At 69.9% G+C, this 10,625-nt stretch carries 11 protein-coding genes; 9 read left to right on the forward strand and 2 right to left on the reverse strand.

The annotated features are described in order from the left end of the window. A partial coding sequence (locus ACWCOV_RS41015) for a right-handed parallel beta-helix repeat-containing protein (protein WP_449834792.1) occupies positions 1 to 1,455 on the reverse strand: 1,455 nt, incomplete at its 3' end. A gap of 97 nt (positions 1,456 to 1,552) precedes the next feature. Here ACWCOV_RS41015 and ACWCOV_RS41020 point away from each other — a divergent pair. Genes ACWCOV_RS41020 through ACWCOV_RS41040 form a run of 5 tightly spaced genes read left to right on the forward strand, consistent with a single transcriptional unit; the run spans position 1,553 to position 5,525 of the window. After that, positions 1,553 to 2,752, forward strand: coding sequence for a glycosyltransferase (locus ACWCOV_RS41020; RefSeq protein WP_449834802.1), 1,200 nt, complete (start codon positions 1,553 to 1,555; stop codon positions 2,750 to 2,752). A gap of 16 nt (positions 2,753 to 2,768) precedes the next feature. Next, complete coding sequence (locus ACWCOV_RS41025) at positions 2,769 to 3,194, forward strand: adenylyltransferase/cytidyltransferase family protein (RefSeq protein WP_449834793.1); 426 nt, start codon at positions 2,769 to 2,771, stop codon at positions 3,192 to 3,194. Next, positions 3,191 to 3,922 (forward strand): CDP-alcohol phosphatidyltransferase family protein, encoded by a 732-nt coding sequence (locus ACWCOV_RS41030; protein WP_449834794.1) that lies wholly within the window; start codon positions 3,191 to 3,193, stop codon positions 3,920 to 3,922. The genes ACWCOV_RS41025 and ACWCOV_RS41030 overlap by 4 nt, the downstream gene beginning before the upstream one ends. Then, on the forward strand, positions 3,922 to 4,338 hold the full coding sequence (locus ACWCOV_RS41035) for an adenylyltransferase/cytidyltransferase family protein (RefSeq protein WP_449834795.1): 417 nt from the start codon (positions 3,922 to 3,924) through the stop codon (positions 4,336 to 4,338). The genes ACWCOV_RS41030 and ACWCOV_RS41035 overlap by 1 nt, the downstream gene beginning before the upstream one ends. After that, positions 4,338 to 5,525 (forward strand): glycosyltransferase family 4 protein, encoded by a 1,188-nt coding sequence (locus ACWCOV_RS41040; RefSeq protein ID WP_449834796.1) that lies wholly within the window; start codon positions 4,338 to 4,340, stop codon positions 5,523 to 5,525. Before ACWCOV_RS41035 ends, ACWCOV_RS41040 begins: the two co-directional genes overlap by 1 nt. On the opposite strand, the gene nadA is transcribed toward ACWCOV_RS41040, so the two are convergent. Next, entirely contained in the window at positions 5,522 to 6,700 is a 1,179-nt protein-coding gene (gene nadA, locus ACWCOV_RS41045; protein ID WP_449834797.1) for a quinolinate synthase NadA, read from the reverse strand. The two genes, ACWCOV_RS41040 and nadA, sit on opposite strands and share 4 nt — an antisense overlap. Positions 6,701 to 6,782: 82 nt before the next feature. Here nadA and ACWCOV_RS41050 point away from each other — a divergent pair, with 82 nt between their 5' ends. The 4 genes from ACWCOV_RS41050 to ACWCOV_RS41065 are packed head-to-tail and all read left to right on the forward strand — an operon-like array spanning position 6,783 to position 10,471. Next, on the forward strand, positions 6,783 to 7,358 hold the full coding sequence (locus ACWCOV_RS41050) for a nucleotidyltransferase family protein (RefSeq protein WP_449834798.1): 576 nt from the start codon (positions 6,783 to 6,785) through the stop codon (positions 7,356 to 7,358). Between the two features lie 38 nt (positions 7,359 to 7,396). Beyond that, positions 7,397 to 8,272 carry an AAA family ATPase gene (locus ACWCOV_RS41055; protein ID WP_449834799.1) on the forward strand — a complete coding sequence of 292 codons (876 nt, stop codon included), beginning with the start codon at positions 7,397 to 7,399 and terminating at the stop codon, positions 8,270 to 8,272. Then, the gene (locus ACWCOV_RS41060; protein ID WP_449834800.1) at positions 8,269 to 9,360 is read left to right on the forward strand and encodes a vWA domain-containing protein; all 1,092 of its coding nucleotides are present in this window, start codon (positions 8,269 to 8,271) and stop codon (positions 9,358 to 9,360) included. The genes ACWCOV_RS41055 and ACWCOV_RS41060 overlap by 4 nt, the downstream gene beginning before the upstream one ends. Continuing rightward, positions 9,353 to 10,471, forward strand: a complete 1,119-nt coding sequence (locus tag ACWCOV_RS41065) for an XdhC family protein (protein ID WP_449834801.1) — start codon at positions 9,353 to 9,355, stop codon at positions 10,469 to 10,471. Before ACWCOV_RS41060 ends, ACWCOV_RS41065 begins: the two co-directional genes overlap by 8 nt. The last annotated feature ends 154 nt before the right edge of the window (positions 10,472 to 10,625 follow it).

The following is a 10,625-nucleotide window of genomic DNA, read 5'->3' on the forward strand; positions in this document are numbered from 1 at the left end:
GCCCCACGGCCCGCTGCCGCGGGTGCGGGACTGGATGGTGACGCCGTTGACGTTGCCGGAGACAACGTTGTTCCGCACCGTCACGTCGGTCGAGGTGTTGACGTTGACGCCGCCGCCGTCCCATAGCGACGTGCCGGACCCGCGCCCGGTGCCGAAGCCGTTGCCGCTGATCGTGTTGTTCTCGATCGTGCCGTTGCGGCTGATCTCGTAGCGGATCCCGTCGGCGGCGTTCCCGACGATCTGGTTGCCGCTGATCACCCGGCCGTCGTCGGCCACGTCGGCCCACATCCCGACACCCTTGTTCTGCTTGATCAGGTTGCCGCTGACCGTCCCGGACGACTTGGTCGACTTGATCCCGCCGGACTCCCAGTCGGCGATCCAGAACCCGTCGGTATTGTTGCCGGTGATCACGTTGCGGGTCACGGTCGCCGCGGCCGAGGCGTACTGCCCGAGGCCGAGCTGGCCGTTGTTGCGGATCAGGTTCTTCTCGACCCGGGTGTTGTTCGCCTGCACCAGCATCACGCCGACGGCGTGGTTCCAGCGGACGTCGTTGGCGGTCACCGTCCAGCCCGGGCCGGAGACCAGCGCGCCGGCCTGCGGGGCGCTGGCGAAGTGCTCGATGGTCAGGCCGCGCACGACCACGCCGGTTGCACCGGACTCGATCGCGGTCTTCGTCTTCGACATCTCGACCTCGTGCCCGGCCGGGTTGCTGCCGAGGTAGATTGCGTTCGCGGCGTAGCCGGCGTAGAACGTGCCGGCCTTGACCGCGGCCAGGCTCGCCACCCGGGTCAGGTGCGTCCCGTCGACGAAGACCTGCTCACGCAGGTGGCAGATGTTCGCCTTGTTGTCCTCACACTGCCCGCTCATCCCGTACGCCGCCGGCAGTGCGCCACGCACCACCCAGGCAGCCCCGGACTTCGTCCAGCCGGTCAGCGGCACCGACCCGGTCAGTACGGCGCGGGCCGCACTCGCCAGCGTGGTGTCCGCCTTCGGCCGGATCGTCTCGGTGATCCGGTGCAGGCCGGCCGCGAAGCAGAACGTCGTACCAGCGGGCTTGGAGTTCACGATCGACTGGGCGTTCTGGCCGGGCTTGATCACCACACCGCTGCACGGTCCCGCGACAGCCGGGCCGACGTCGCCGACGTCCGCGGCCGGGGCAGCCGGAGCCTTCGTCGTGGTCGTGGGCGTGCTGGTCGGCTTCGGCTTGGTGGACGCGGGCGGCGTCGCGGCCGGCTTCTTGGCGGGCGCCGCGGTCGCGGCCGCCTTCGGTGGGACCGTCGCAGCGGGGGTCTTCGAGGTGCGGTGCGAGGGGAGGACGCCGGAGCTCACCGGATCACTGGCGGCGCGTGACTTCACGGCCTCTGTCGCGTTCTTCTGGTTGGCGATGACCGGGAGCGCGACTGTAACGACGGTGAGCGCAGCCGCGATAAGCGCTGCGAACCACAGCTTCCTCAAATTGCACCCTCCGGGTGAGGCGGCCCTGGTCGATGTCAGTCCGGAACCAACCAGGTGTAGCCACCGCGAGACTTAAGGTAGTGCCATGCGGGTCGCCATGTTGCACAACCGTTACCGGACGGGTCAACCCAGTGGCGAGAACACCGTTGTCGCGCAAACGGTCGATTTGCTCGGTAACTCAGGACATGACGTCGACCTGTACGTGCGAAACAGCGACGATATCGCTCAACTCGGCCGAAAAGATCGCGCGCTGTTACCGGTCCGCTCCGTTTGGTCATATTCGGCGGAACGCGATTTAACACAGCTATTGCAGGCGCAGCGGCCCGACGTCGTGCACGTGCACAACACCTTCCCGCTGTTCAGCGCCTCGGTGCTGCGGGCGGCGCACCGGCTGGACCTGCCGGTGGTGGCGACGCTGCACAACTTCCGCCTGATGTGCGCCAACGCGGTCCTGCAGCGCGACGGGCGGCCGTGCGAATCCTGCGTCGGCAGGATTCCGTGGGCCGGCGTCCGGCACGGCTGCTACCGCGAGTCCCGGGTGCAGACGTTGCCGCTGGCCACCAGCATCGGCGTGCACCACAAGCTCCGCACCTGGCAGCGATACGTCACCACCCTGATCGCGCCGTCGGAGTTCGTCCGCGGCCGGTACGTCGCCGGCGGCTACGACCCGGATCAGATCGTGGTGAAACCGCACGCGGTGCCGCACTCCGGCCTGGTGCGCGAGGGTCCGGGGGAGGCCGTGGTGTTCCTCGGCCGCCTGGTGGAGGACAAGGGGTTCGCGGATCTGCTGCAGGCGTGGGACTCCTCGCTCGGCAGGTTGGTCGTGATCGGCGACGGTCCGCTGCGTGCCGAGGCGGAGGCGCGGGCGGCGCGGGACTCGTCGATTCAGGTGAAGGGTCAACTACCGTGGGCCGAGGGAATGGAACTCCTGCGGTCCGCGCGCGTCGCCGTCGTACCGGCCCGTTCGTATGAGACGTTCGGTCTCGTGGTGGTGGAGGCTTTCGCGCACGGCGTACCGGTGGTGGCGTCCCGGCTGGGGGCGCTGGCTGAGCTGGTCGACGACGGCGAGACCGGGGCCCTGACCGAGCCGGGCGACCCGGAAGGGCTGCGGAAGGCGATCGGGTTGGTGGGCGATCCCGTGACTTCGGTAGCCTTCGGCGAACGAGCCCGACAGGTTTACCTGGACCGCTTCACCCCGGAGCGGGATCTCGTGGCCACGGAGAGGATCTACTCGGATGCGATCGCCCGGCACGCGGACAGCGGCCGGAGTCGTCGCGGGGCAAGTGGGGGACGGTAGTTTGCTGGGGGAGAATTTGCCGAGGATCGGATTTCTGGCCGGGGTCTTCGACCTGTTCCACGTCGGGCACCTCGACGTGCTCGGACGCGCGCGGCAGGCATGCGACCGGCTGGTGGTCGGCGTGCTGACCGACGACTGGGCGGTGGACGCCTGGGGTGCGCGGCCGTTCGTGCCGCTGGTCGAGCGAGCACAGATCCTCGAACACCTGCGCTGTGTCGACGAGGTCGTCGTGGTGGACGCCGCACGGTCGGACTGGCTGACCGGCGTCCTGGGGGCGCAGACCGTTTTCGCTGCGGGCGGCACTGACGGGGTGCTCGGTCCCGAAGAGTTCGACGGGATTCCGGCGGAGCTGGTCAGCGTGCTGCCGGCCGGCCGTGGTTCCCGCAGCCAGATCCTGCGCGCCGCAATCGACCAGCGGCAGTCACGCAGCTCGGTCGCATGACAGCTACCTCGCTGCGGGACGTCGTCGGACAGCTGTCCCGCGCGCAGAAGCCGTCCGCCGGCACTCCGGCGTACTCGCGGTTCGTGAACCGGCGGATCGGGCGGGTCTTCGCGGCCGCCGCCTTCCTGGGCGGCCGGACGCCGAACCAGGTCAGCCTCGCGTCCGGGTTCTGCTCGCTGGTGGGCATCGTGCTGGTCGCGACCGTCCGCCCGTCGGCGCCGCTCGCGCTCGCGGTGACCGCGCTGCTGGTGCTCGGGTACGGACTCGACTCCGCGGACGGCCAGCTGGCCCGGCTGCGCGGCGGCGGTTCGCCGCTGGGGGAGTGGCTCGACCACATGATCGACGCGGTCAAGATCGTCCTGCTGCACAGCGCCGTACTGATCTCGTTCTTCCGCTTCGATGCCTTCAGCAACGAGCTGGTGCTGCTGGTGCCACTCGGCTACGTCTGCATGTCCTCGGTGCTGTTCTTCGGGCTGATCCTGATCGACCAGCTGCGCCGGCGGCACGGCGGCGCCCAGCAGCCCAACCAGCGTGGCGACTCGGTGGCCAAGTCGTTGCTCATCGCACCGACCGACTACGGCGTGCTGTGCCTGGTCTTCCTGACCTTCGCCTGGCCGGCGCTGTTCGCCGTCCTGTACGGCGCGCTGCTCGCGGCGAACCTGCTGTTCCTGGCCGCGGCGATCGCCAAGTGGTACCGGGAGATGGCCGTCCTCGGGGTGGCCCGCTGATGGGCGTCGTCGGGTACGCGCCCGGTGTGTACGACATGTTCCACATCGGTCACCTGAACATCCTGCGCCAGGCCCGCGAGCACTGCGACCACCTGATCGCCGGCGTGGTCGAGGACGACGTGGTGGCCCGGATCAAGGGCCGGCCGCCGGTGGTCCCGCACGACGAGCGGATGGAGGTCGTCCGGGCCCTCGGCCTGGTCGACGAGGTGGTCAGCGACTGGTCCAGCGACAAGTTCGAGATGTGGAAGCAGCTGCGGTACGACGTCTTGTTCAAAGGTGACGATTGGAAGGGCACCGAGAAGGGGACAAGACTGGAAAGGCTGCTCGGGGAGGTCGGCGCCAGCGTGCACTACTTCCCGTACACGGCATCGACCTCGAGCACGGATCTGCGCAGGCTCCTGGAGGGGATGGGCTGATGTCGACCCGGCCGAAGGTCCTGCTCAGCGCGTACGCGTGCCGGCCGAAGGGCGGGTCGGAGCCGGGTGCGGGCTGGGCCTGGGCGAAGGCTGCCGCCCGCGACCACGACGTCTGGCTGCTCACCCGCGGGAAGTTCGCGCACGAGATCGCCGAGGAGCTCGCGATCCGGCCGGTTCCGTCGCTGACCGTCGTACCGCTGGAGATGCCGGCGTGGGTGCTCAAGCTGCGCCGCCGGCCGGCCGACGTGTACTGGTACTACCCGCTGTGGCAGCGGCTGGCTCGGCAGACCGCGCGGCGGCTGCATGCCGAGCATTCGTTTGATGTCATCCACCACCTGACCTTCGCGGTCGACTGGATGGCGGCCGGCGTGGTCGAGCCGTCGTCGGCCAAGGTGATCTGGGGCCCGGTGGGCGGATCGACCACGGCCCCGCTGTCGATGGCGCACTGGCTCGGGCCCCGGGGTTTGGTGGCCGAGCTGGTACGGCGGACCTACACCGGCATCCGGCGTCGCCTGACCGGGCGCAAGCACGCCCAGCACGCCGACCTGATGGTTGCCCAGAACAACGATGTGGCCGCGGCGTTCGGCAAGTACGCGCGCGAGGTCGTGGTCCAGCCGAACGTCGCGATCAGCCGGTTCACCGCGTCCGGTCCGTACGAGCCGTTCGGTGGCCCGGGCGTCAAGACGGCGCTGTTCGTCGGGCGGCTGATCCCGTGGAAGGGCGTGCTGCTCGCGATCAGCGCGCTGGCGCGACCGGAGGCGACCAACTGGGAGCTGCGGATCATCGGCGACGGCCCGGACTGGGGGCGTGCCGAGCGGCTCGCTCTGGAGCTCGGGGTTCGCGACCGGGTGGAGTTCATGGGGCAGTTGCCGCGCGAGGACGTGCTGGCTGCGATGTTCCGCGCCGACGCTCTGCTCGCGCCTGCGCTGCGTGAGGCCGCCGGCTGGGCGGTCACCGAGGCGCTGGCGTCCGGCTGCCCGGTGGTGTGCGTCGAACGCGGTGGTCCGGCGGTCATCGTCGGTCCGGGTGAGGGTGTTGCTGTCTCCTGGCGCGGCGACGTGGTGGGTGAGCTCGCTCGTGGACTCGCCTCACTGCAAGGGCGGATCACGCCAGTCGACCGGTGGGGTCCCGATCGACTGCCGGACATCCTCGCGGCCTGGTATGCCCCAGCCCGCGTCTCGCACTAGTCCCGGGTCTTGCCCGGCAGGGCGAGCATCCGGTCGAGGGCGAGCTTCGCGTACTTCTCGGTGTCGGCGTCGACCTTGATCGGGTTGACCACGTGGCCGGCGAGCAGGTTCTCCAGCGCCCAGACGAAGTGCGGCAGGTCGATCCGGTTCATGGTCGCGCAGTAGCAGACCGCCTTGTCCAGGAACACGATGCTCTTGTCGGTATGCTGCTTCGCCAGCCGCTGCACCAGGTTGAGCTCGGTCCCGACCGCCCACGACGTGCCGGGCTCGGCCTTCTCGAGGGTGTTGATGATGTACTCGGTCGAGCCGACCAGGTCGGCCTTCGTGACGACCTCGTGCCGGCACTCCGGGTGCACGATCACGTTGACGTCGGGGATGCGCGCGCGGACGTCGTCGACCGACGCGGCGGTGAACCGGCCGTGCACCGAGCAGTGCCCGCGCCACAGGATCATCTTCGCGGCTTTGAGCTGCTCGACGGTGAGGCCGCCGCCCGGCTTGTGCGGGTCGTACACCACGCAGTCGTCGAGGCTCATGCCCATCTTCAGTACGGCGGTGTTGCGGCCGAGGTGCTGGTCGGGCAGGAAGAGCACCTTCTCGCCCTGCTCGAACGCCCACTCCAGCGCGGTGTCGGCGTTGCTCGACGTACACACCGCGCCGCCGTTGCGGCCGCAGAACGCCTTGATGTCGGCGCTGGAGTTCATGTAGGTGACCGGCACGGTCACGTCCGCGACACCGGCGTCGGCGAGCGCGTCCCAGGCCGCCTCGACCTGCTGGATCCGGGCCATGTCCGCCATCGAGCAGCCGGCCGCGAGGTCCGGCAGGATCACGGTCTGCTGGTCGTTGGTCAGGATGTCGGCCGACTCGGCCATGAAGTGCACACCGCAGAAGACGATGTACGGCGCGTCCGGCCGGGCGGCCGCGTCCCGGGCGAGCTTGAACGAGTCTCCGGTGACGTCGGCGAACTGGATCACCTCGTCGCGCTGGTAGTGGTGACCGAGCACGAACACCTGGTCACCGAGCGCCGCCTTCGCCTTCAGCGCCCGCTCGACCAGGTCCGGGTCGGAGGCCGGCGGCAGCGCGCCCGGGCACTCGACACCCCGCTCCGAGTGCGGGTCGGTGTTCTGTCCCAGGAACAGCAGAGGAAGAGCCTTGGGGCCGTCCGCAGTAGTCGTCACGTCAAACATCGTGCCATGCCGGACCGCCGGGACTGCGTGGCAGACGTCACTGCTCAGAGTGTGAAATCGCTACCCTCCTAGCGTGAAGACCGCAGGCCTCCTGCTAGCCGCCGGCGCCGGCCGCCGCCTGGGCACTCCCAAGGCGCTCATCCGAGACCCTGCGGGCATGGCCTGGGTTGTCCGCGCCTCCCGCTTGCTCACGTCGGCCGGCTGCTCCCCGGTAGTAGTCGTAGTCGGAGCCTCCGCCGAGCAAGTAACCGCTGAGCTGGACGACTCCGTGCAGGTGGTGGAAGCAACCAACTGGCAGGAAGGCATGGGTGCCTCCCTCCGAGCCGGCCTGAAGAGCCTTCCTGATGCTGACGCGGTGCTGGTTGTGCCTGTGGATGTTCCGGGGCTGACGGAGGAGGTGTTGCGGCGGGTGTTGGGTCATGCCGACTCGGGGGCGCTGGTGCGTGCTGTTTACAACGGCTCGCCGGGGCATCCCGTCGTACTGGGGAGGGAGCATTGGGGCGGGGTGATCGCGAGTGCGGTGGGGGATCAGGGGGCGCGGGCCTACTTGCGGAAGCATCCGCCGGTTGGGGTGGAGTGCGGGGATCTGGCGGACGGGGTGGATGTGGACACGGTGGACGAGTTGCCGGAGGGGCATCGGATCGGCTGAGCCTTGGCAAGGCGGGCGGGCCGGGTGACGATGAGGAGATGAATGCAGTCGGCTCCGCGGCAGAGCTCGCCGAGCGCCTGCGCGGGACCGGGTACCTCGCCGACGACGGCCTGGCCACGGTCGGCTACCTCGCCCTCGCACTGCACCGCCCACTGCTCCTCGAAGGCGAACCAGGCACCGGCAAGACCTCGCTCGCCGCCGCGATCGCCGAGGCGCTCGGCCTCCAGCTGATCCGGCTGCAGTGCTACGAGGGCATCGACGCGACGCAGGCGCTCTACGACTGGGACTTCCCCCGCCAGATCCTGCACCTGCGCACGGTCGAGGCAACGAGTGCGGACTCCAGCGCAGAGGAAGTCGAGAAGAGCTTGTTCGACGAGCGCTTCCTGCTCGCCCGCCCCGTGCTGCGCGCCCTGCGGGAGAGCCCCGCCGTCCTGCTGGTCGACGAGATCGACCGCGCCGACGACGAGTTCGAGGCGTTCCTGCTCGAGGTGCTGTCGACGCACGAGGTGACGATTCCCGAGCTCGGCACGGTCACCGCCGAGGTGCCGCCGATCGTCGTGCTGACCTCGAACCGGACCCGCGAGATCCACGACGCGCTGAAGCGGCGCTGCCTGTACCACTGGATCGACCACCCCGGCCTGGCCCGCGAGGTCGAGATCGTCCGGACCCGCTTGCCGGAGGTGTCCGAGCGCCTCGCCGAGCAGGTCGCGCGCTCGGTGCAGCGGATGCGCGACCTCGACCTGCTGAAACCGCCGGGCGTCGCCGAGACCCTCGACTGGGCGCGTGCGCTAGACGCACTCGGCACGGACACCCTCGACGTCGAGGCGGCCGCCGCAACGCTGGGCGCCGTACTCAAGTACCGAGAGGACACCGACCGAGTCCGCGAGTCCTTGGACCGGTTGCTGGCGTCATGATCGCATCGGACCTCGCGCTGACCGGCTTCGCTTCGGCGCTTCGGCACGCGGGGTTGGCTGTTACGGCTGACCGGGTGCAGCTGTTCCTGCGAGCGGTGGCCGCGCTGGATGCGGGTGCTACTGCCGACGTGTACTGGGCCGGCCGCGCGGCGCTGTGCAGTGGTCCGGACGACACTGCGCGGTACGACGAGGTGTTCGCCGCCTGGTTCTCCGGAGAGCGAGTCGGCAGGGCAGTTCGCCGTACGGCGACCACGACGATGCAGGCTGCGCTCGACGTGGACGAGTCGGCCGAGGGGGAGGACAGTGGCCAGTCGCTGACCGTCTCCGCCAGTACGACGGAAGTCCTGCGCCACCGTGACGTCGCCGAGTTGTCCGCGGCCGACCGGGCCGAGTTGGCGCGACTGTTCAGCACCCTGCGACCGCGTGTCCCGGTCCGGCGAGCAGCCCGCCGGCGTCCGTCGCACCGTGGCGAAATCGACCCGCGGCGGACCCTGCGAGCCCAGTTGCGTCAGGTCGGCGAGCCCGCGCGAGTCCTCTACCGCCGCCGCGGCACTCGCCCGCGTCGCGTCGTCGTACTCGTCGACGTGTCCGGCTCGATGCGCCCGTACGCCGACAGCCTGCTGCGACTCGCGCACACGCTGGTCCAGGTCGCGCCGCGTTCGGTGGAGGTCTTCACCATCGGCACGCGGCTGACCCGGGTGACGCCGGCGCTGCGGCACCGCGATCCCGAGTTCGCGCTGCGGCTCGCGGGTGACGTCGTACCGGACTGGTCGGGTGGCACCCGGCTGGGCGAGGTGCTGAAGGTGTTCCTGGATCGCTGGGGTCAGCGCGGTACGGCGCGGCGGGCGGTCGTGGTGGTGTGCAGCGACGGCTGGGAGCGCGGCGACGCGTCGCAGCTCGGTGACCAGGTGGCGCGGCTGGCCAGTCTGGCGCATCGGGTGGTCTGGCTGAATCCGCACCGTGGCAAGGCCGGGTATGCGCCGGTGCAGGCCGGGATCGTCGCCGTACTGCCGCATCTGAACGACCTCGTCGCGGGGCACAGCCTGGCCAGCTTTGCGGATCTTCTGGAGGTGGTGGCCGATGCGTGACGTGCTCGAACGGCTGGTGGAGTGGTGGAACACGGGCGAGCCGGTTGCCGTAGGCACCGTTGTGGCCACGTTCGAGTCGGCGCCACGGCAGCCCGGCGCGGCGATGCTGGTCGGGCCTGGCGGCGAGGCGGTCGGCAGCGTGTCGGGCGGTTGCGTCGAGGGCGCGGTCTACCAGCTCGGCGAGGAGATCCTGGAGTCCGGCGAGCCGGTGCTGCAGCGGTACGGCGTGAGCGACGAGTCGGCGTTCGCGGTCGGACTGACGTGTGGCGGCATCATCGACATCTTCGTTGAGCGGGTGGACCGGACGTCGTACCCGTGGCTGGGCGAGGTGGCCGACGACATCGCCGCCGGTCGACCGGTGGCGGTGGCAACCGTCGTCGCGCATCCGGATCCCGCTCGCCTCGGCCGGCGCCTGGTGATCCGGCCCGATGCGCCGACGCAGGGGAGCCTTGGGTCGGAGCGAGCCGACGATGCGGTGACGGACGATGCGCGTGGACTCCTGGAGTCCGGGCGGACGGAGACGTTGGAGTACGGGCCGGACGGACAGCGGCGCGGTGAGGGGATGCGGGTGTTCGTGTCGTCGTACGCGCCGGTGCCGCGGCTGCTGGTCTTCGGTGCGATCGACTTCGCGGCGGCGGTGGCGAAGGTGGGCGCATTCCTCGGCTACCGGGTGACGGTGTGCGATGCGCGTGGCGTGTTCGCGACGGCCACGCGGTTCCCGTCGGCGAACGAGGTCGTGGTCGACTGGCCGCATCGGTATCTTGCGGCGGAAGCGGCGGCCGGGCGGATCGACGGCCGGACGGTGATCTGTGTGCTCACGCATGACCCGAAGTTCGACGTACCGCTGCTCGAGGTCGCACTCCGGCTGCCGGAGCTCGGCTACATCGGCGCGATGGGTTCCCGCCGTACGCACGACGACCGGGTCAAGCGCCTGCGCGAGGCCGGCCTCACCGACGACGAGATCGCCCGGCTGGCCAGCCCGATCGGTCTCGACCTGGGCGCCCGCACGCCCGAGGAGACCGCGATCAGCATCGCCGCCGAGTTCATCGCCCACCACTGGAGCGGCACCGGTACCCGCCTGTCGGAGCAGGCCGGCCCCATTCACCACTGATCGGATCTTGTGGTCAAGATCACACAAGAGCAGGATCGGAAGCAGGTGGGTGCTTACCTCTGGGAAGGCGGGGCGATGACCCGGATCACGGTGCAAGTCGACGGAAGCAGCTTCACGGACGACGTGGAGCCGCGCACGCTGCTGGTGCATTACC

Source organism: Kribbella sp. NPDC002412, assembly GCF_053592935.1.